General features: G+C 36.2%; 19 protein-coding genes. 10 read left to right on the top strand and 9 right to left on the bottom strand.

Features of this window, described 5'->3' with window-relative positions; genetic code table 11:
* The first annotated feature begins 79 nt into the window (after window positions 1-79).
* From dapA to HHL23_RS17705, 4 genes are all read left to right on the top strand, one after another.
* A complete protein-coding gene (dapA, locus tag HHL23_RS17720; RefSeq protein WP_169236112.1) occupies window positions 80-952 on the top strand; it encodes a 4-hydroxy-tetrahydrodipicolinate synthase in 873 nt (290 codons plus the stop codon).
* Window positions 953-1104: 152 nt separating this feature from the next.
* Entirely contained in the window at window positions 1105-1608 is a 504-nt protein-coding gene (locus HHL23_RS17715) for a GNAT family N-acetyltransferase (protein WP_169236111.1), read from the top strand.
* A gap of 293 nt (window positions 1609-1901) precedes the next feature.
* The gene (locus HHL23_RS17710; protein WP_169236110.1) at window positions 1902-2483 is read left to right on the top strand and encodes a helix-turn-helix domain-containing protein; all 582 of its coding nucleotides are present in this window, start codon (window positions 1902-1904) and stop codon (window positions 2481-2483) included.
* Window positions 2476-2922 carry a response regulator gene (locus tag HHL23_RS17705; RefSeq protein WP_169236109.1) on the top strand — a complete coding sequence of 149 codons (447 nt, stop codon included), beginning with the start codon at window positions 2476-2478 and terminating at the stop codon, window positions 2920-2922. The genes HHL23_RS17710 and HHL23_RS17705 overlap by 8 nt, the downstream gene beginning before the upstream one ends.
* Before the next feature lie 604 nt (window positions 2923-3526).
* Here HHL23_RS17705 and recG read toward each other — a convergent pair.
* The 8 genes from recG to HHL23_RS17665 form a co-directional block, all read right to left on the bottom strand.
* Window positions 3527-5611, bottom strand: a complete 2085-nt coding sequence (gene recG / locus HHL23_RS17700; protein WP_169236121.1) for an ATP-dependent DNA helicase RecG — start codon at window positions 5609-5611, stop codon at window positions 3527-3529.
* Between the two features lie 107 nt (window positions 5612-5718).
* The gene (locus HHL23_RS17695; protein WP_169236108.1) at window positions 5719-6342 is read right to left on the bottom strand and encodes a hypothetical protein; all 624 of its coding nucleotides are present in this window, start codon (window positions 6340-6342) and stop codon (window positions 5719-5721) included.
* Window positions 6343-6543: 201 nt separating this feature from the next.
* Window positions 6544-7077, bottom strand: a complete 534-nt coding sequence (locus HHL23_RS17690; protein ID WP_169236107.1) for a thioredoxin family protein — start codon at window positions 7075-7077, stop codon at window positions 6544-6546.
* 42 nt (window positions 7078-7119) lie between these two features.
* On the bottom strand, window positions 7120-8631 hold the full coding sequence (locus HHL23_RS17685) for a peptide MFS transporter (RefSeq protein WP_169236106.1): 1512 nt from the start codon (window positions 8629-8631) through the stop codon (window positions 7120-7122).
* A gap of 21 nt (window positions 8632-8652) precedes the next feature.
* Window positions 8653-9651, bottom strand: a complete 999-nt coding sequence (locus tag HHL23_RS17680; RefSeq protein WP_169236105.1) for a PDDEXK nuclease domain-containing protein — start codon at window positions 9649-9651, stop codon at window positions 8653-8655.
* A 58-nt stretch (window positions 9652-9709) separates the two neighbouring features.
* On the bottom strand, window positions 9710-11464 hold the full coding sequence (locus HHL23_RS17675; RefSeq protein ID WP_169236104.1) for a peptide MFS transporter: 1755 nt from the start codon (window positions 11462-11464) through the stop codon (window positions 9710-9712).
* 132 nt (window positions 11465-11596) lie between these two features.
* Window positions 11597-13252, bottom strand: coding sequence for a peptide MFS transporter (locus HHL23_RS17670; RefSeq protein ID WP_169236103.1), 1656 nt, complete (start codon window positions 13250-13252; stop codon window positions 11597-11599).
* Between the two features lie 144 nt (window positions 13253-13396).
* Window positions 13397-15526, bottom strand: a complete 2130-nt coding sequence (locus HHL23_RS17665; RefSeq protein WP_169236102.1) for a S9 family peptidase — start codon at window positions 15524-15526, stop codon at window positions 13397-13399.
* Window positions 15527-15646: 120 nt separating this feature from the next.
* Here HHL23_RS17665 and HHL23_RS17660 point away from each other — a divergent pair, with 120 nt between their 5' ends.
* On the top strand, window positions 15647-16120 hold the full coding sequence (locus tag HHL23_RS17660; RefSeq protein ID WP_169236101.1) for a hypothetical protein: 474 nt from the start codon (window positions 15647-15649) through the stop codon (window positions 16118-16120).
* Between the two features lie 11 nt (window positions 16121-16131).
* Complete coding sequence (locus tag HHL23_RS17655) at window positions 16132-16317, top strand: DUF6496 domain-containing protein (protein WP_169236100.1); 186 nt, start codon at window positions 16132-16134, stop codon at window positions 16315-16317.
* 59 nt (window positions 16318-16376) lie between these two features.
* Here HHL23_RS17655 and glgP read toward each other — a convergent pair whose 3' ends face one another.
* Window positions 16377-18032: an alpha-glucan family phosphorylase gene (gene glgP, locus HHL23_RS17650; RefSeq protein ID WP_169236099.1), complete on the bottom strand. Its 1656-nt coding sequence runs from the start codon at window positions 18030-18032 to the stop codon at window positions 16377-16379.
* A gap of 202 nt (window positions 18033-18234) precedes the next feature.
* Between glgP and HHL23_RS17645 the strand changes: the two genes are divergently transcribed.
* The 4 genes from HHL23_RS17645 to HHL23_RS17630 all read left to right on the top strand — a co-directional run bounded on the left by HHL23_RS17645 (window position 18235) and on the right by HHL23_RS17630 (window position 22653).
* Window positions 18235-19032: a hypothetical protein gene (locus HHL23_RS17645; protein WP_169236098.1), complete on the top strand. Its 798-nt coding sequence runs from the start codon at window positions 18235-18237 to the stop codon at window positions 19030-19032.
* Window positions 19033-19203: 171 nt separating this feature from the next.
* Entirely contained in the window at window positions 19204-21312 is a 2109-nt protein-coding gene (locus tag HHL23_RS17640) for a T9SS type B sorting domain-containing protein (RefSeq protein WP_169236097.1), read from the top strand.
* 137 nt (window positions 21313-21449) lie between these two features.
* On the top strand, window positions 21450-21983 hold the full coding sequence (locus HHL23_RS17635; RefSeq protein WP_169236096.1) for a DUF1572 family protein: 534 nt from the start codon (window positions 21450-21452) through the stop codon (window positions 21981-21983).
* The gene (locus HHL23_RS17630) at window positions 21976-22653 is read left to right on the top strand and encodes a hypothetical protein (protein WP_228464823.1); all 678 of its coding nucleotides are present in this window, start codon (window positions 21976-21978) and stop codon (window positions 22651-22653) included. Before HHL23_RS17635 ends, HHL23_RS17630 begins: the two co-directional genes overlap by 8 nt.
* Window positions 22654-22710: the final 57 nt, after the last annotated feature.

The raw sequence follows: 22710 nt of genomic DNA, 5'->3' as shown, positions 1-22710 counted from the left end.
TATATGTATAATAAAACATTATTATTTATTATAAATTCTTACCGTAAATTATTAAATTTGACAAAAATAATTCTAACAGATGAGCATTTTAAAAGGAGTAGGTGTTGCGTTGGTAACGCCCTTTAATGAAGATTTATCCGTTGATTTCGAGAGTTTAACAAAGCTTGTTGAGTATAATATCGAAAACGGAACCAATTATTTAGTTGTTTTGGGAACTACAGCAGAAGCTGCAACGCTTTCTGATGAGGAGAAGAAACAGGTGATTGAGCATATCATTAAGGTTAATAATAAACGTCTTCCTTTGGTTTTAGGAATTGGCGGAAACCATACTCTTGAGGTCAAGAAACAGATAGAAGAAACAGATCTTTCAGCATTTGATGCGGTACTTTCTGTATCTCCATACTATAACAAACCTAATCAGGAAGGGCTTTATCAGCATTATAAAATGTTGGCTTCCACGGGTAAGAATATTATTATTTACAATGTTCCGTCAAGAACAGGACAGAATGTTGAAGCCGATACTACGATCCGTTTGGCAAATGAATTCCCGAATTTATTTATGATCAAAGAAGCGGCACCGAATATTCTACAGTATTTTGATATTTTAAGAAAGAAACCTGAAGGCTTTTCATTGGTTTCCGGAGATGATGAATACACACTGCCTGTAACTTTAGCTGGCGGAAATGGTGTAATTTCTGTAATCGGGCAGGGCTATCCAAAAGAATTTTCTACAATGGTTCAGTTGGCTTTTGAAGGAAAGGTAAAAGAGGCCTATGAAATTCACAATAAGTTAGTTGAAATGACAAGATTGATTTTTGCAGAAGGAAATCCTTGTGGAATTAAAGTGATTTTAACAGAAAAAGGAATCATCAAAAATTATTTGAGACTTCCTTTAGTTGCTGCTTCGGAAGGTCTTTATGCTAAGATCAAAGCGGAAATGGCGAAAATTTAAAAAGTCAATTGGGAAAATGTGAATGGTGAATTTTGCTTCGCAAGTGAATAGTCAATTTTTGAGACTTAATTAAAAATTCACCTTTGACCATTACCATTAAAATACCAAAGGTGAAAAGTTCCGGCTTTTCACTTTTTTTAATCATAAAAATTATGAAATTAATAGAAGCAACAGAAAAAGACATTCCCCTTATTCAGGATCTGGCGAGAAGATCCTGGGAAAATGCTTACGCAGATATTCTTTCCGGTGAGCAGATGGAATATATGCTTTCAGAAATGTATTCCGCAGCCGAAATCGGGAGCCATTTTCAGCATATGGATTATCATTATTATTTGATTCAGGATGAAAATACCGGGTCTTATGAGGGGTTTATAGGGTACCAGCATCATTATGAAGAGGGAACAACGAAACTTCACAGGATTTATTTAGTTCCTGAAAGTAAAGGAAAAGGTTTTGGAAAAGGGGCTTTACAGTTCCTGAATGAAAAAGTATCTGAAAACGACGACAGAAGAATTATCTTAAACGTCAATAAATACAATGCAGCCCGAAACTTCTACGAATCCCAGGGATACAGGGTTTATGATGAAGGTACTTTTGATGTTGGACGTGGTTTTGTCATGGATGATTACCTTATGGAATTCTTAATTCACAAATAATTGACTTAAAATTGTGTAACATTTAATTTTAATTCTATAACATGTGACGTTTCTTTTTGGTTCATCTTTGTATCAGAACCAAATCACTTTCAATAATACATTCATATGCTTGGTTTTGAGCTTTTGCAGCTTTTTATCAGTATATTTTTTTCATCCTTAGTGTTTAATTCCTGTATTCAATATGCAGGAGTTTTTTGTTTTTATACACTGTGTTAAAAATATTAATCGCTATTTCACTTTTAAATGAAATAAATTATTATATTTACTTCGAAATTTGACACACTTATATCAGGATGAAAATGTATGTAAAATTTGATTTCAATGCTCTCTGTAAGAAAGTGTTGGATGAAAAGCTAAAAGAGCATGGGCTGAAATACCGTCTGCTGAACTTTGGCGAAGTGGAATTCTATGAACCCATTACGCAGGAGCAGCACAATCTTTTTAAGAAGAATCTTGAAGATTACGGTATAGAGATTATTGAAAGCCAAAAGACGGCTTTAATACAGAAAATAAAAGATGCCATCGTAGAACTCGTTTTTTCTGAAAATGCTGTTCCCGTAAAAGCATCTATTTATATTGCTGAAAAACTGAACCATAGTTATGGGTATCTTTCCAATCTTTTTTCGGAGGTAGCATATACTTCGATAGAAAACTTTATTATCCAGCAGAAAATTGAGTACGCCAAGGAACTGATCTTAAATAATAAGCAGAGCCTGACAGAAATTGCCCATAAACTGAACTATTCCAGTGTGGCGCATTTGAGTACCCAGTTCAAAAATACGACAGGGATCACACCGTCCCAATTTCATAAGATCATTATAAAGAGGAGAAAGATTCAAACGTTGGCTGTAAATTCCAAAATGTTGTATGAATAAAGAGTATTTGAATGTAATAGCAGTAGATAATGACGAGGGCAATATACTATTTTTTAAAAATATTTTCAAGGATTTAAAGATAGGAGTGAAGTCTCAGTGTTTCCCGGATGGTGATAATCTTATGCAATATCTTACCAGCGACGGAGCGATCATTCCGGAAGTTGTTTTCATCAAATATGATATTCCCGGAAAAAACTGCATGGAATGTCTGGATGAGATAAAAGCAGATCCAAGGCTCAGTAATATAATAATTGTGGTATACATGGATCAGATTTCGGAAAACGAAATAGAAGAGATATTTGTTAATGGAGCTAATATTTTTATGAGAAAGCCGGACAGTTATGAAGGCTTAAAAAAATCACTTACAGAAATTATTACGATAAGCTGGCAGTATCATACTTCAGGACTCAATAAAGATAATTTTATTATGAAAGTATGATGAATAAAGACTTTTTTAGTTTTTATTCCTGAAACTAAAAATTGTATTTAACGCATACTATTCACAGAAAGGTGAAAATTGTATAACTAATAATTAAAATGATATAAGAGAGAATCCGCGTAATATCATCAATTTTGTAAATGTAAACATTGCAACACAAATTAGTCATATAAAAAGCAATGGATGATAGAGAATAGATTATTTCATTTTAGAAATCAAGATATAAGTCACAATGTTAGTTTTAACAAAATGAATTATGTTTATTTCCAGCTATAAAGCATAGAAGATCTTTAAACAAAACGGTACAATCATGAAAACTTAAAAAGTTGAAGGGTATTTATTCGTTTCATTCCCACTTCCTTCAACTTGAAACAGTTAGTTTTTATAATAAGCAAGTTGGAAAAATAATTCATTTTGTTTTTTTTAATTTATTTTAATAGTCAGGACTGAAGATTCAAATAATATATAAATATTTTCACACCAAATCACAAGATATTAAGTTCTGACTACTAGAATAAATTTTTTTAAACAGACCAAAAGTAATTTCTTCTAAATAACAGTTTTATAAGGGGGCCGCGGAAAGATTTTCTTTTCGCGGTTTTTTTTATGAAATTTTACTCCACTTATTCTTTCCTTTGTAGTATCTCAGGTAGTAGTTTTTGATGATCAGATTGTCCGGATTGGCCAGGAGAGGATCTACTTCCAGTATTTTATCAACTGTGTTTTTTGTCGTTTTAATAATGGCGGAATCATTGACAAGATCCAGTCTTTTAAAATCTACAACTCCGCTTTGCTGCGTTCCTAAAATATCTCCCGGGCCTCTGAGTTGCATATCCACCTCTGAAATTTTAAAACCGTCATTGGTCTCTGTCATCGTCTTGATACGGGTTCTGCTTTCCTTCGATAACTTATCAGAAGTCATAAGGATACAGTAGCTCTGCTCGGCGCCTCTTCCCACACGTCCCCGCAACTGATGAAGCTGCGAAAGCCCGAATCTTTCCGAACTTTCAATCACCATTACAGAAGCATTCGGTACGTTGACACCAACTTCGATCACGGTAGTTGCCACCATAATTTTCGCTTTCCCAGAGGCAAAATAATTCATAGCTGCATCTTTTTCTGCAGGCTTCATTTTTCCGTGAAGCATTGTGGTGTTATAGTCGGAGAATGCATCCATAACATGATCCAGACCTTCCATCAGGTTTTTATAATCCAACGTTTCAGATTCTTCGATCAGGGGATACACAAAGTAAACCTGTCTCCCTTTTTTGATCTCGTCCCTACAGAAATTGTACACATATGTCCTGTCTTTTTCACGTCTGTGGGCGGTAATGATCGGTTTTCTTCCTACCGGCATTTCATCAATCACAGAAACGTCAAGATCAGAATAAAAGCTCATGGCCAGCGTCCTTGGAATAGGCGTTGCTGTCATCACCAGAATATGCGGTGGGATTTTATTTTTCGCCCATAATTTAGCTCTCTGTGCCACACCAAATCTGTGCTGCTCATCAATGATAGCCAGCCCAAGGTTTTTAAACTTCACCTTATCTTCAAGAACAGCGTGTGTTCCTACCAATATAGATAACGTTCCGTTTTCAAGTTCTTCATGGATTATTTTTCTTTCCGAAGTTTTCGTGGAACCGGTCAGAAGGCGTACATTGATATCTGTGGCCTCTAAAAGCTCTTTAATGCCATTATAGTGTTGCTGCGCCAGAATTTCAGTCGGAGCCATAATACAGCTCTGAAAACCGTTATCCATAGCAATCAGCATGGTAAGCAAAGCCACCATTGTTTTTCCAGATCCTACATCGCCCTGCAGAAGTCTGTTCATCTGAACCGGTCTTTTCATATCCAGACGGATTTCCTTTAAAACCCGTTTCTGTGCACCGGTAAGATCAAAAGGAATATGATGATTATAAAAATTATTAAAATGATCACCCACAATAGGAAACGGATTTCCGGGGGAATGGCTTTTATGATGAAGCTTTTTAAGGGCATATCCCAGCTGAAAAAAGAAAGATTCTTCAAACTTCAGCCTGTTATCCGCCTTTTCATAGTGCTCCATGTCCTTTGGAAAATGGATATTTAAAAAGGTGTGTTGTCTTGATAAAAACTTAAAAGCCTTGGTTAAATAATCCGGAAAATTTTCCTCCACGACATTGGGAATCTCTTTGCAGATGTTCCTTAAAACAACCTGGAAAAACCTTTGATTCAATCCTCTTTTGGTTAGCTTTTCAGAGCTTGGATAAATCGGTTTCAAACGGTTTTCACCTTCTTTTTTTTCCTCAATTTCTATTTCAGGATGAGGCATAGAAAACTGACGGTTAAAAACATTGATCTTCCCGAAAATATAAACTTCCCGGTTAATCGGGAGCTGTTCTTTCAGCCATTTTGAATACTGGAACCATACCAGATCCATCGTTCCGGTATCATCATTGAATTTGGCCGAAAGCCTTTTCGTCTTTCCGGTCTGAACCTCCTGTACCTGAGTGATTCTTCCTTTAAGCTGTATTTCAATACTGCTCTCCTCAAGCTGAGAAATTTTAAATACTTTACTCTTATCCAGATAGCGGAGAGGATAGAAGTTCAGAAGATCATCAACGGTTGAAAGACCCAACACACTCTTGATGAGTTTAGCTCTGTCAGGACCAATTCCTTTGACGTATTCTATTGATGTGCTAAGTTCCAGATGATAATTTTACAAATGCGAATATCGTTAAAACTTAGTATAAATAAAAACCTCTTAAAAAAAATTAAGAGGTTTTTCGTTGGAATAATGGCTTTTTCACAAGAATGTTATTCCAGAAAAGCAGCGATTTTTATTTTTATGGCCATGCATAATTCCTTTTCTAAAATATATTTGTTAACCTTGAAATTACATCCTACAGTAGATGTATTTCCGTTTGAAGGCGATCCGCCGGGATTGAAACCTCCGCAATTACAGCCTGTAAGTTCATTTTGGGGACCATATTTTACAATGGAGCAGTCATTGGGACAGCCTATGATATTAATACAGGTAACAACATGCCCCGGACCGGGAACAAAGAAATAATCAGGAGAATTTCCGGTACTACCTAAAGGAAGAAAGATAGTGGCTTTTTCCATAGAATTGTTACCTGCTACAATCCCTAAATAGTAAGTGTCTATATTGGACTTTACAATTTTAATATCTTCTACCGTAATATTTGGATTGAATCCATTTACCGCTTCCTGTACTGCTGTTTGAAGCGCCTTTTTGGGTATTGAAAAAGCCATATTACCGTCCATGTATTTTGCAATGGGAACGTCTGTAAGTTGATTTTTTGATAACTTCATAGCTGTAGGTCTACTAACAGATGAAACGGTTTCTACTTTTTGTGCGATTGAAAATTGATACATAAAAATAAACAGAATCAATTTCAGGATGTTTGAATTTTTCATGATGTCTTTGTTTTTTAGTTAAGTGAATATTATTTGGAGTATTTTAACTCTTAACAAAGATTAAAATTTGTCAACACATGAGTTAGAGGGTTTCTATTGAATTTGCAGGGTGAAAACACTGTATTTAGAAGGTAAAGGAAAAAAGGCTTTCAGATGATTCTGAAAGCCTTATATTTTTAAGAAACCTGTGAGGTTTAAAGTTTAATCTTTTATTTTAGATTTGAATTTCTTCTGATAATCTTCCCATTGTTCTCTGGAACGGATCTTTTTGAAGAGATCTTTTGATATGAATTCTAAATAGGGTTCAAGTTCTTTTGCTGATAATTCTCCCTGAAGAATGGTGATAGGACCACCTTTCTCATCCAGAAACACGGTACTTGGAACAGCACCTACATTCATATATTGAGTGAATTCATGCAGAGAATTTTTACCTTTTTTATGTTCAGTGTTATCATTGGAAAATGTTCTCCCGAAAACCTCAATAGAATTTTTTTCTTCAGCATTAAACTTGACAGGGTAATAATTTTCATTTAAAATCTGGGCAATTACAGCGTGGCCATAAGTCTTTTTATCCATGATCTTACATGGGCCACACCAGTCAGCATAAAAATCGATCAGGATTTTTTTTGGATTTTCCTTTTGAGCTTTTAAAGCTTCTTCAATAGTCATCCATTTGACCTGGGCGAAACTAAAACTTACTAAAAGTAAAAGTATTATGCTTATAACTTTCTTCATAATTTGTTATTTTACGTAAAAATAAGCATAATCTCGCTTACCTTATTTTACATCTTGCATTAATTTTTTCACAAACGGAGATATCAAAATTAATACCACACCGGCAATTACCGCGTATAATCCCAATTGTTTATATCCATCAGTATAAGTGATTAAAACATCATAGTTGGTAGAACCTTTTTTTGCCGTGGCAAGTCCCGCTCCGATAATTCCAGCCACATACTGTCCGTAAGCCGAGGCCAGGAACCACATTCCCATCATCATTCCCTGAAGATTCTTGGTGGAAAGTTTCGTCATAATCGATAATCCGATCGGTGACAGACACAATTCTCCAAGAGTGATGATCAATAATGCCAGCGTGAAAAAGTTCAGAGATGTAATTCCCTGAAGGTCTGCAAAAAGTCTGGTTGCAAATAAGACATAATATCCAATACCCAGGAAGATAAATCCTAAACCGAATTTAACGATGGTATTTGGCTCAATTTTTCTTTTGTTCAGCCAAATCCATAGAAGACCAATAATTGGGGCAAGGAAAATAATAAAAAATGCACCTCCGGAGTTATTTACCCCATTCGGATCTAATCCGAGAAGATCTTTATTGAGGTTTTTAGCCGCGAAAATACTTAAAGAACCTCCGCTCTGTTCGTAAATCCCCCAGAACACAATAGAGAAAATGATAAAAACTAAAGCAGCCCAAAGTTTTTTACGTTCTGATGCGGTTACTTTTGACATTTCATAGAACAGATAAATCAGTGTTAATGGCCCGATGGTCCACATAAAATAGTCTGTGTATTCTGTTTTGGCTACCATTTTCATGATAATTGGAACGAAAATAAGAGATAAAACATATACTCCGTATTCTTTCCATTTTGGAATCGGTGCAGCTTTTACTTCCGCCAAAGGATGCCCCGGCTGAAGACCGATAGTTCCCATTCTTTTCTGTGTAAAAATGAAATTGATAAGACTTATTACCATAACCACAGAAGCCAGACCAAAGGCGACATTCCATCTCATGGCTTCTGAAATAACACTGCCTAGAATTTCTCCTTTACCGATCGCAATACATAGATACCCACCCAGTAAAGCACCCAGATTGATCCCTGCGTAGAAAAGAGAAAAGCCCGCATCTGCTCTTGAGTCGTTTGGTTTATAAAGCTGCCCTACCATAGATGAGATATTAGGTTTAAAGAAACCTGTTCCCACTACGGTAAATGCTATTCCTAAGAAGAAGAATTTATGCGGATCGGCTGCCAGGATTAAACTTCCCACAATCATCAGAAGTCCACCCCAAAAGAGTGATTTTCTGAATCCAAGGATTTTATCGGCAAAAAGACCGCCGACAAATGTAAAGGCATATACGAATGCTTGGGTAGCGCCATATTGAAGATTAGCTTCTTTTTCATGGAAATTCAGCTGTGAGATCATGAAGAAAACTAGCATTCCGCGCATTCCGTAGAAACAGAAACGTTCCCACATTTCAGAGAAAAACAGGCTCCAGATCTGTCTGGGATATTTTCCTTTGAAATTTTGTATTTCATCTAGAGTTAAGCTCATAATTGTATATGATTGATTTTATTAGGGTTGTTTATTGTTGTTTTGGTCCAGTTCAAAACGGATTCTGTCCTGATCAATGATTTCTTTTAATTCTTCTTCTTTTGGAAGGTAAAGGAGGTACTTGCTGGCAAAGAGATTGTTTTTGTCATTCAGAACGGAATACTTTACAATGGTCTCATCTTTTTCGGAACAGAGTAAAATTCCTATCGTTGGATTATCTCCTTCTCCGCGTTTCAGATCATCATACATCCGTACATACATATCGATCTGCCCGATGTCCTGATGGGAGAGTTCTCCTGTTTTAAGGTCTATAATGACAAAGCACTTTAGGATATAATTGTAAAAAACCAGGTCAATATAAAAATCTGAAGTATCCGTGGAAATATGCTGCTGTCTTGCCACAAAAGCAAATCCTTTTCCGAATTCCAGAAGAAATTTTTGAATATGGTCGATGATGGCTGTTTCAATTTCCTTTTCAGAAAACTTTTGATCCGGTGTTAAACCTAAGAATTCAAAAATGTAAGGATCTTTTAAGATGCTGTGAATATTTTCTGCCGGAGATTTTTTGTGTTCCAACACTCCTCTTTCGTAAGCGAGTGAATTGATCTGTCTTTTCAAGTCTCTGTAATTCCAGTTATTTTGGACGGCTTCATTGATGTAATAGTTCATTTTATCAATGTGATCAAGTCTTATCAGTAATCTGTAATGGGTCCAACTCAATTCGTGACGCAATGCGTCGCAAATTGGAAATGCCTGATAAAAAGACCGCATATTTCTTAAATTACTTTCATCAAAACCTTTTCCAAATTCCAGAGAAAGTTTTTTAGAAAGATTTTTTAATGTTTGCTTTCCGTATTCAGCGCGTTCTTTTCCCTGTTGCTCATCTTCTACGATCAGTTGTCCGATCTGCCAGTAAGTAAGCAGTAAAGTAGAATTCGCTATCCGAAACACTTTTTCGCGCGACTGCCTAATAATTTCCTTTACGGATTGAAATAAAGAATCTTCGGAAATTTCCATCATACGAAAATAAAAAAAACCTCCGACTTAGCAGAGGTTTTATTGTATTTTATTGATGTGGTTATTTTACACCGTGCATCATTTTCTTTAAGATTGGAGAAAGTAACGCCAAAATGACAGCTGCGATACCACAAAGTACTACGAATACCATAAAGAATTCGAATAGGTTGTGGATCTCAAATCCTGCAAATGTAGGATTTTGCAATGGTAACTGAGCTTTCTCAAATGCTGCTGCCTGATCAGCAGTCAATGTTACTTTTTTATCTAAAACATCCTGAAGATTAACTCCTATTTCTTGTGCTTTAGTGAATTTATCACCTGTAGCCGGAATAAGTGCTCCTAATGAACCTGCCAAAGCATAACCTGCAGCATTGGAAATAAAGAAGACACCATATAATAAAGAGGCAAATCTCTTTGGTGCAAGCTTACCTACCAATGATAAACCGATTGGAGATAAACATAGTTCACCACAAGTCTGGATGAAATAAAGAAGCATTAACCATTTGATGGCCAATAATCCTGAATTTCCAAGATCTTTTACGTTGTGTGCAATGATGAAATAAGAAAGAGCAATCAATGCTAATCCCATTGCCTGCTTGAAAGGAGACACGGGCTCTCTTCCTTTTGTTCTCAATTTATCCCATGTTAAACTGAATGGAACTGCTAATAAAACAACGAAAATACCGTTGAAGATCTGAACCATTGAAGGCGGCATATTCCATCCGAAAATATTTCTGTCTGTTTGATTATCTGCGATAAAGGTTAATGAAGATCCTGCCTGCTCGAAAGCTGCCCAGAAGAAAATGATAAAGAAGGATACAATATAGATTACCCAGATTCTTTGTCTTTCAATCTTGTTTTCTGCAGAACTCATGATAAGGAAGGCTAAAGAAATACCAGCCGCATAGATGAAAGGATAAATGATTCCCTTGATCATTTGCCCCATTTCAACTGCTTTAAATCCAAATTCTCCTACCAGCAGGTATCTGAAGACAAAGAATAAAACGACAAATAAAAATCCGGTAATCCCTAAAGATGTTCCTGAGAATTTTGCTGTCTGAGTTTCACCTTCTTCAAAGTCTGCACTTGTATTATTCTTAGGCAACCCACCGATAGGTCTTCCTTCCGGTGTTACCACATATTTATTTTTAAGAATAAAGAATGTTATCGTTCCAATTATCATTGCAATTGAAGCCGCTAAGAATCCCCATTTAAAAGCAAAAATATCTCTTACTCCAGTGGCTGCATCTTTCACATCTCCCACGTAAGGGCAGATGAACTGTCCCAGGAATGCTCCGATGTTGATCCCCATATAGAAAATCGTAAAAGCTGAGTCTAATTTAGATTTCTCCTGCTTAGGATAAAGACTTCCCACCATTGAGGAAATGTTAGGCTTGAAAAATCCATTACCGAAAATGATAACGAATAAAGCCAGCCACATGATCATTTTAGAACTGCCCAGATCGGCAGAGAAAGTAGAGGCACTGATAAATAGGAGAAACTGGCCGATAGCCATTAAAGATCCACCGATTAAGATGGCATTTCTGTTTCCGATATATTTATCCGCAATAAATCCTCCTAAAAGAGGAGTTAAATAACATAAAGCTAAAAATCCACCGTAAATGATTGCCGCATCAGCTTCTTTTATTAATAAGGAATTTACCATAAAGAGCGTCAAAAGGGCTCTCATCCCATAAAAGTTGAAACGCTCCCACATTTCTGTTCCAAAAAGAACCCACAATCCCTTTGGATGCCTTGAATTCTTATTCTCTACAAATTCATCCGGTTTCGGACTTAATGCTTCAATATTATCCATTCTATTGTTAATTTTTGTTAAGACTGACAAATATAGTTTTTTTTGAGTTTTTGGCAAGGTTTTAATTTTATATTTAAATAAAAAAGCTGCAGAGTGATTCTGCAGCTTGCTATTCTTTATGATAATTAAGGATTAGTGTCCTTTTTCCTTCATAATCTTGTTTAATCTTTTTAACATAGACAGTCCTAAAAGGGTTGCAAATATTAACAAAGCGAAGTTGACCAGGAAGTAATTCATTTTGTTGTCGTAATTGTACCATGTACTTGCCAGAATTCCCGAAAGCTTGTTTCCAACCGAGTTGGCCAGGAAGAAACCTCCCATCATCAATGCTGTAATTCTCGCCGGTGAAAGCTTGGAAACAAAAGAAAGTCCCATTGGAGAAAGGCATAATTCCCCGACCGTAATGACTCCATAGCCGGCAACGAGCCACAACGGAGAAACTTTTACAGCACCGTTGTTCCCAGCCATAACGGCAAGAACCATGACCAGGCATGATAATCCGGAGATGAATAATCCCAATACAATTTTTGTAGGGGTTAACGGTTCTTTTCCTTTCCTTCTTAATAAAGCCCAGAATCCTACCACCAGTGGAGTAAGAGCGATTACCCAGAATGGATTGATAGACTGGAATAATTCTGTATTGTATAAATAGACTTTAGTTTCAGGATTTTTCTCTAAAACGGCACGTTGCTCAGGAGAAATATTTCTGAAGTAGATATCTTTTCCGGTTTCCTTAATACTTTTTCCATCTTTGTCTTTTTGAGACTGGAACTGTTTATCATACACAGAAACTTCTTTGTCTTCGTAGCCCTTTCCTTCCACCATATAAATATCTTCAAGAGGTTTTTCCAAAGAAGCAGGAACACTTCTGTCCGTATAATAATTAGCCCATCTTGTAAGAGCTGTACCGTTCTGTTTGAAAACAGCCCAGAAAAACATACTGATCAGAAATACTGAAAGTAAAGCTCCGATAGAAGGCTTTTCTTCCGGCTTAGCTTTAAAGTAAAGAGAGGCATAAAAATAAATTACAGGGACACACGCAAAAATAAAGGCGTCTGTACTGTCACTTCCGAAAATGTTTCCGGGAATGAACCATCCTATAGCTCCAACTGCAATGGCAGGGACAAAAACCTTCATTAAAATTTCAGAAAGTTTGGTGTCTCCTTCTTCTACAGGTTTCATCTGTGCCGCATGGATATAGTGTTTTCTTCCGATGGTAAAGATAACAAGACCTACCAACATTCCTACTCCTGCCGTGATGAACGCTTCACCCCATCCGAATTTATTACGCATGAAAGCAGCAATAATATTACAAATGAATGCCCCGATATTGATTCCCATATAGAAAATATTGTATCCGGAGTCTTTATTGGCTTTATAAGGTTCCTCAGAATAGAGGTTTCCTAAAAGTGTAGATATGGTAGGTTTAAAGAAACCATTTCCAATGATGATCAATGCCAGGGAACCATAGAAAAGAGGAAGTTCTTTGAAAACGCCCATTCCTATATATCCGGCAGCCATTAAAATTCCACCCAGATAAATAGATTTAATATATCCTAAAACTCTGTCAGCCAAAAATCCTCCAAGGAATGGCGTTAAGTAGGTCAAAGCGATATATGTTCCGAAAATATCATCAGCTGTTTTGTCCGGAAGTCCAAGACCTCCTTTTAGTCCGGTGGGCTCAATGACATAAAGAACAAAGATTCCAAGAATCAGATAGTACCCAAAACGCTCCCACATTTCTGTGAAAAAGAGAAAGGGTAGGCCTTTAGGATGTTTAGTCTTCATATATTCAAATTTCAAATTTCCCAAAAATAAGTTTTTAATTTTAATTGATAAAATAAATAATACGCTCAAAAATGATTAATGAAATGAATATAAAAACCTCTCAAATCGAATTGAGAGGTTTTAAGAGTTTTATTTAAAAAAGGATTATAAATTATTCAAAATAAAATCCGTCATTTTCTGATACAGCTGCGGCCTTGTCTGGCCACCATAAATTCCGTGGTTTTTATCAGGATAAGCCATGAAATCAAACTGTTTTTTATTCTGGATCAATGCTTCAGAGAATTCCATAGAATTCTGGAAATGTACGTTATCATCAGCTGTTCCATGGATCAACAGGAATTTACCTTTTAGTAGGTTTGCATATTCCGTTGGAGAGTTTTTATCATAGCCATCAGGGTTTTCCTGCGGTGTTCTCATGAATCTTTCCGTGTATACAGAATCATAATATCTCCAGTTGGTTACCGGTGCCACAGCGATTCCTGCTTTGAAGACATCAGCTCCTTTGGTCATTGCAAGACTGGTCATATACCCACCGAAACTCCATCCGAACATTCCGATTCTTGTTTTGTCGATATAAGACTGGTTTCCAAACCATTTTGCAGCGGTGATCTGATCTTCAATCTCGTATTTACCTAAGTTCATATACGTCACTTTCTTGAACTTAGTGCCTTTGTATCCTGTTCCACGACCATCTACACAGGCCACGATGTAACCTTTCTGAACCAAATGATTAAACCACAAAGTATTCCCCGTGTCCCAGGAATTGGCCACCTGCTGCGATCCCGGTCCGGAGTATTGGAACATAAACAGCGGGTATTTCTTATTGGGATCAAAATTCTTTGGTTTTATGATCCATGCGTTCATCTGATCGCCTGCACCGTTTGGAATGGTGATGAATTCTTTATCTGAAAAGTTATCTGCTTTTAATTTCTGAAGCTGATCATTATTATTCTGAAGTTCTTTTACCATTTTACCGTTCCCGTCCTTTAATACAAACGTATAAGGTTTTGAAGCAGTGGAAGACGTTTCGATGAAATAATTATAGTTTTTGCTGAAGTTGGCAGAATTGTTTCCTTCCGCATTAGAGATCAACTGGGATTTTCCGTTTTCAATATTCACCTTAGAAACCACTTTGTTGATGCTTCCTTTTTCAGTGGTTTGAACGTAAATTTCCTTAGATTTTGGATTAAATCCGTAAAAGTCAGTTACTTCCCAATTTCCTTTTGTAATCTGCTTTTTAAGCTTTCCATCCTTGTCGTACCAATATAAATGACGGTTTCCATCTCTTTCTGAAGCCCAAAGGAAAGAATCATCCTCAAGGAATTCAAGAGTCGGGCTATCCGTATCGATCCATTGATCATCCGTTTCTGTGAATAATTTCTGAATAGCTCCCGTTTTGGTGTTGACTTTCAGAATATCAGAAGCATTCTGAATTCTTTCAGAAGTAACCAAAACAATTTCGTCCGGTTTTGCGGTCTGAATAACATTGGGAATATAATAGTTTTTGAATGAGCTTAAATTAAGCGGCATTGTTTTTCCGGAATCAAGACGGTACAATTGGGCAGAAACGATAGAGTTTTTTTCTCCCGCTTTAGGATATTTGTAACGCATTTCCGCAGGGTAAAGTTTTTTTCCGTAGATAGGAATGTAAATTTCCGGAACCTGGCTTTCATCAGATTTTACAAATACAACTGCATCTGAGTTTTTTGTCCACTCAAACTGTCTTGCATGCCCGAATTCCTCTTCATATACCCAGTCCGCAAGTCCGTTGATAATGGCATTTTTCTTACCGTCATTCGTAATCTGAGTGATTTTTCCTGAGCTCAGATCCTGATAGAACAAATTATTTTCTGCGATAAATGCTACTTTGGTGGCATCAGGCGAGAATCTTGGTTCCTGAAGTGTTTTTCCATTATTTAAACTGATTGTTTTTCCTGATTTCAGATCTTTTACGTCAAATTTCCCAAGGAAAGAATGTCTGTAGATCGGTTGGCTTTCTGTTAAGAGAAGAATTTTTGACTCATCATCGGAGAATTCATAGCTCTCAAATTTACCGTCTACAATATTTCCTTCTTTTTGTGAAGTTTTGTAAGAATACTTGGCAATTCCCGTTGGTTCTATAACCAAATAGTTCTCTCCGTTTTTCATGGATGCAATACCAGCAATGCCTTTGCCGCGGTAATATCCCGAATATATTTTATCTAAAGTGATTTCCTGTGCAGATACATTATGGAATGCCACAGCTACAATAAGAGTTAAAAATATTTTTTTCATTTCTAATTTTAATGGATCTCAAAGATAATAATTTTATTAAATGCATAAAAAAGCTTTTTTAATACGAGTTTTGGCAAAAAAATTGAATGTATTAGTATACAATCAAATTAAATAATAATTATGGAAACGAATGCATACAACCAGAAACTGAATCGCTATGTTTTAGCTGATCAGATTGTTTATACTGGATTTTCAAGTTTTAAGGATGCTGAAGAATATGCAAGCAAAAAAGGCGGAACTTTAGTAGAGGTGAGTTTTAAAGACGGAAATGATAATCCGCAGATCACGGATGAAGCCGGACTTATTGAGAAAAAACTTCATTATTATGTGTATGCGGGAGATGAATATAAATTTATCCACTCATCGGATCCTGGATTTAGAAAATATGCTGATGAACTTCAGAAAATTAAAGCCAACAATGATAAAACAAGCCCGGACGAAAGGTATTTTGCCAATTTTGAAATCGAAAATATAGAAGACCCGATCATTGTGATCAAAAACGACCATTTTGAATCGGTAACTTCCAGAGAACGCTCAAAATATCTGAAGCATGCTGAAGTTTATGAATTAGGGGTATCCCTGCCAAAATCTTAAAATTTTTTATCATGAGCAAGACCAAATATTCAGAAAAAGCTCAGGACAAAGTAGGAAAGGTCATGCACGAATTCAAGGAGGGGAAGCTGAAATCCTCTTCAGGCGAAAAAGTGACCAACAGAAAGCAAGCGATAGCCATCGGGATTTCCGAAGCCAAAGAAAAAGGCTTAAAAGTTCCGAACAAGAAAAAAGAATAATTGGCAAAAAAAATTCCGTGAAAACTTTTCACGGAATTTTTTTTAGAGAAGTCTCTCATCTATTTATAGAGTACTTTATAGTATTCATCTGCCATTCTATCACTGTTGAAGTGTTCCTGAACATCATTCATCGCATTATATTGAATCTTTCTCCATTGATCCGGATGATCGTAATAGGTTGGAAGAATTTCGTTTTCTAGGATCTCATACAGCTTATTCAGGTCATAAGTATCCTGCTCGTAGATACTCATATTCATATAATCTGTTTTCGGAACTACAAATGAATTTTCTCCTGGTTTAGCAAATTCCGGAATCCATCCGTCATCGGTAGAAAGATTGACAGAACCATTCATTGCTGCCGTCATTCCGGAAGTTCCCGATGCTTCCCGCGGTACCCTTGGATTGTTGAGCCATAAATCTGAACCCTGTTTCATCGACTTACTTAAAGCAAGTTCGTAACCTGTAAGAACTGCCATATTTTTATGATTCTTACTTTCTTCAACCAGTGTATTAAAAGTAGAAATTGCAGAATAGTCCATGGGATAAGGTTTCCCAGACCATATGATCTGTACCGGATATTTTGGATTATTCAATAATCTATAGAATCTTTCTTTATCATGCAGCAATAAGTCTGCACGTTTATAGCCTGCAAACCTTCTGGCCCAAACAATGGTGAAAATATTGGGATTGAACAGATTTCCTGTCTGATCGGCAACGATCGTGAAAAGTCTTTTCTTTAAATGTTTTTTGCGGAAATCGAAAACGGTGTCGTCATTTTCATCTTTGGCATTGTAAAGCGGTTTGTCTGCCCAGTATTTGAATTCCTGAGCATTGGTAATGGAAGTAATTTCACATATTCCCGGATATTTGCTCCACATCGCTCTGGAAACTACGCCATGCAGCTGGGAAACGCCATTGGCCATTCTTGCCATTTTCAAAGCACATAAAGAATGATTGAAACGGTCGTCATCCGATCCTTCAATGCTTTTTACGTCCTGCATGCTGAATCCGGAAAAATAAGACATATCATAACACAGTTTCAGATTGTGTTTTTCATTTCCTGCTTCTTCGGGAGTATGGGTGGTGAAAACCAATTTTTCTTTTACCCTGTTCAGGTCTCCGTTGTATTTTTTCAGAAGGTAGAATGCTGCCGGAAGTCCGTGAGCTTCATTAAGATGGTAAACATCTCTTTCGGCGTTCATTTCATCCAGTAATTTGGCGCCTCCTTTTCCTAAGAGAATATATTGGGCCAGCTTTGTAGATTCGTTGGCATCATATAGTTTATGACAGATGGTTTTGGAAACATGATCGTTCTCAGGAACATCTGTTGAAAGGAAAAACATCGGTGCTGTATTGAAAATTTCAGGATCAAGGTACCAAACCTTTACCCATACCGGGGCACTATGGATCTCGATCTGGAATTTTATTCCGGTGTCTTCAAGAAAGCTGTACATTTTTTTTGTCCATACGGGCTGAAGGGTCTGGTCATGGTTTCTGGCCTGATCATAATAGCCAAATTTCCAAAGAATTCCGATCCCGATAAGATCCTGTTTCAAATTGTAAGCACTTCTCATATGAGATCCTGCCAGGAATCCCAAGCCTCCCGAATATATTTTTAAAACCTGTTCGATAGCAAATTCCATCGAAAAATAGGCGGCTTTTTTAGAATATTGTGGATTGATGCTGTAAGGTATTTTAAAATTTTTAAAATCCATAAATCGCAGTTTTATAGTTAAGGGGCTAAAGGTATTGATTATGAAAATAAACTTTACATTAATTATTTGATAAATTAATTTAAAAGTATCTTATGAATAGTTTTTTTACCTACCTTTAATAGGTAAATTTTTGAAAATCAAAAACTTCTAACGGTGAGAACCATTATGGCATGTGTTCTTTGGTCACATAAAAAAATCACCCATGAAAAAGACATTTTCTGATGAAGATTTAATAAAGAATCTAAGCCTCTACTATATGAACCGGCATTTGAAAAAAAAGCCGATGGAGAAGTATCACCGTAAAATAGACGAATCTCTGCTTCATGACCGCGAAAAATACAGAAAAAAGTCTGAGATTCTACTGCTTAATTCTTTCATGCATCATTTTCCAGATGTCAAATTTGAAGACCTTACCTGCGAAAGTCCGGACTTTATCGCCAAACTCAACGACAAAAAGATCGGAATAGAGCTTACCGAGGTAATTAATCATCTTGAAATGAAAAAGGTAGAAAGTACCTTGAATAAGATGTTCCGTCAGGCAGAAATACTATTAGAACAGGAAGACACCGCGAAATACCGTGGTGTTTATTTTTTAGAATTTCACCCATATATCAAGTTTGACAATATAGAAGAGCAGGAGGAAAATATCATCAGCATCTATAAAAGCATCAAAAAAAACAAAGCGGTAGGCTGTGTAAAGGGAATGAGAAAATCTTTTCACCGCAGGAATGTTTTTATTACTCATGAATACAGTATGAATCTTTTTGATGAGCTCTGTTCTGAAAAGATCCTTGAACTCATCGATAAGAAAAATGAAAAGTTCCCCTATTATGATACTTCCGTAGATGAATGTTGGCTGGTGATTGTTTCTGATATGAATTCCATAGCCTCAAGATATACGTTTATTCAGGATAAAGAGCATCTTCAGGAAGTGAAAAGCCCGTTTCATAAGATTTTTCATCTTGAAAACCTCTGTGGGAATATTACAAGCATAAAATAGTTGCTATTTGTTGGGGTATATCGTAATTATTTTACGTTTTTAATTAAAATAATTTAAGATTTTTAAAAATCCATTGTTTGTGATTAAAATATAGGTATATTTGTTGTATGTGTTGTAAATCAACATATACCATGTGGTTTTCAAATCATATTCACCAAAAACTATATATCTATGAAAAAACTTTTACTTCTTATTTTTTTCGGTATATCCCAGACTTTTTTTGCTCAGGCAGATTGTGCAACAGCCCTTGCAGTCTGTGGAAACTCAAATATTACTTACAGTCCCACTGGATACGGTGATATCCGTGAATTAGTCAATTCAGGAAGTTGCATCGATGCGACCGGCGAGCACAATTCGATTTGGTACAAAATTACAATTGCTACAGGAGGAACACTGACTTTTAATCTGGTTCCGAATAATGCAGATGCCGACTATGACTGGGCTATTTTTGGTCCTAATGTTACCTGTGGAAGTTTGGGAGCACCCATTCGTTGTAATGCGGCAACAGTTATTGGTGTTGGACCATCTACAGGATTGAATATGACAAGCACTATTACCAATGCACTTGGAGGTTCACTCACGCCTTACTGCAAGTATATGGATGTTCTGCCGGGTCAAACTTATTATTTATTTATCGACAATTGGGTGAGCAGCACCAGTACTACAACAGCACCATTTTCTTTAACCTGGGGAGGAACTGCAACATTAGCGTCTCCGTTTACGGATCCTGCTACACAGCCTTATCCGTTTAATCCTCCGGGGGTTCCCGCTGCCAATCCGGCAGATCCCAGAGAAGTGATTATATGTGTTAATCCTGCTGTATTTGATTTTAGTACTTTATCTACAGGAATTCTAAACGGAAATCCTAATTTTAGTGTAAGCTATCATACAAGTCAGAATGATGCATTAACAGGAAATAATGCCATTACTGTTCCTACAATTGTAAATACTACTTCCACGTATTACTACAGCATAGGGTATACAGACCCAGCCAATCCAAATAGTCCGCTCAATAAATGTAAACAGATTGGAACCTTTAAGTTTAAGGATGGTAAAATCACCGCGAAAAATGCAACATTAACTCAATGCAACAACAATAATGCGGGAACAGCGGTATATGATCTGACAACCGCAGATGTGTTTGCAGATCCAACAGCGACCAAGAAATATTACAACACGCTTTCTGATCTTAATGCAGGAATCAACGAAATCACAAATCCATTAGCATTTACTTCTGCTGAAGCAACGATCTATGTGAAAGTGACCTCTTCATTTGGGTGTACTTCTATAGCGCAGATTATGTTGAAATTTCACCCGGTTGTGGTGGTAAATGATACGACGTTACGAGCCTGTTCTATTGAGAGCAGTCCGTCTACCGCTTCTTTTAATCTTTCCGGAGCCATTGTAACTTCACAGAATGGCGTTGTAAAAAAATATTATCCTTCAGCAACAGATGCTGCGAATCAGACCAATGAAATTTTAACAACGGCAGCTTATGTCGCTCCTAGTGGAGTGGTTTACGTAAGGGTTTCCAATGCACAAGGCTGTTTTAACATCGCTAAAATTACTTTAGTGGTAATTCCACCGGTTTATTCCAGTATCCTTAAAGATAAAACGATCTGCGTAGAAGATAAAACAACCCTGGATGCAGGACCAGGCTTCAACGGTTACGAATGGAGTACCGGAGCAACGACCCAGACCATTACGAATGTAGGAGTGGGTACCTATTGGGTAAAACTTAAAACAGGAGATTGTACCGTAGTACAGAATGTGAAAGTATATCCATCTGAGCAACCTGTTGTCTCCAATATCGAAATTTCAAACACTACCGTTACAGTATTTGTGATAGGAGGTACACCAGCTTACAAATATTCTATGGATAATGTAGTCTGGCAGGATTCCAATGTATTTAATAATGTCAAAAGAGGGGATGCTACTATATTTGTAAAAGATGCCTATGACTGTGATCCGATAGACATCAGCATAGTCGTTCCTAATCTTGTGAATGTAATCACGCCAAACGGTGACGGTTACAATGATATTATCGATTATTCTGCCTTAGCGAATAAGAAAAATTTAGTGATGAATATTTTCGACCGTTACGGAAATATGATCTTCCAGGTAGATAAATCTACTGGCTATAAGTGGGATGGAACAAGCAGAAATGGAGCAAAAGTACCTACCGGAAACTATTGGTATTCCGTAGGCTGGAATGAAAATGATAAAATGAGCACACCAATCAAGTATTCAGGTTGGATTGTGGTCAAAAACAGAGATTAAGCTTTTTAATAATAAACTATTGAGATAAAACCATTTCGAAAGAAGTGGTTTTATTTTTAATGTTAGTGAAGATAGCATATAGCAATTTATCTTTTATATACTGGAAAATTACTAACTTGATTTTTATTTTAAATATCATGAAAGACCTTTTTATAAAACGCTTTAAGTACTATAAATCTCTCGGTGACAAATCATTCGGACAGCTTTCTGATGAACAGATTTTCTGGCAGTATAATGATGAAAGTAACTCAATTGCTATTCTTGTGAAACACATCGCCGGAAATATGCTGTCGAGATGGACCAATTTTCTAACGGAAGATGGTGAAAAGCCTTGGCGGAACCGTGACGATGAATTTGTGAACACCTTTAAAACAAAACAGGAAGTTATTGAGTATTGGGAAACGGGCTGGAAATGTCTTTTTGAAGGATTGGATCAGATTAATGATGAAAATTTACATCATACAGTTTATTTAAGAGGCGAGGCACATTCAGTTATTGATGCAGTCTGCCGCCAGCTGGCCCATTATCCGTATCATATAGGACAGATCGTTTATATTGCGAAAATGGTGAAGAATGATGACTGGAAAACACTTTCTATTGAAAGAAATAAGTCTCAGGAATTTAATAATGAAATGAAAAATAAATTCTCAGAAGAAAAATTAGGTGAATAAAATAAAGACTTTTAAAATAGATGAAAATAAAGGGGTAATTTCAAAAAAATTGGTTGAAATAAATATTTCTCAATTTCATATTGCGTGTGAATTTATATCTGAATTGCCTTATAAAAGAAATTTAGATAAAAATAATATAAAATGTGTGTTTGAAGATAATGGCGGAACTTGTAGTACAAAGCATGCGGTCTTAAGAAAATTGGCACTTGAAAATAATCAGGAAAATGTAAAATTAATTCTTGGAATTTTCAAGATGGATCCCGAGTATGCCCTTTCAATAAAGGATACATTGAATAGATATCAACTTAAATATATTCCTGAAGCACATAATTATTTAAAAATTGAAAATCAATATTGTGATTTTACAACTCCTGGCTCAAATTATGAACAATTCGAAAATAACATTTTGCAGGAGATTGAAATTGAATTTAACCAAATAAATTCTGAAAAAATCTCATTTCACAAGAAATTTCTTGAAAAATGGATAATTGAAGAGAATATTGAATATAATTTAGAAGAAATATGGAGTATTCGTGAACAATGTATCGAGGATTTACAAAAGTCGAACCAAGAACAAATATGTACAAATTACTCAGAAGAAGATGTAGATTCCAATTCCTCACCCATTTGTTATCAAAACAGCCCTGAAGTAAGGGATGAATATAAATAATAGACTGAATCGATTTAGAATTCTTATTAAAATTACTATCTTTGCACCCAGAAAATT

It is taken from the genome of Chryseobacterium antibioticum, from assembly GCF_012927325.1.
In the GTDB taxonomy this organism is placed as follows: domain Bacteria; phylum Bacteroidota; class Bacteroidia; order Flavobacteriales; family Weeksellaceae; genus Chryseobacterium; species Chryseobacterium antibioticum.
This window is presented reverse-complemented; position numbering and strand designations above follow the sequence as displayed.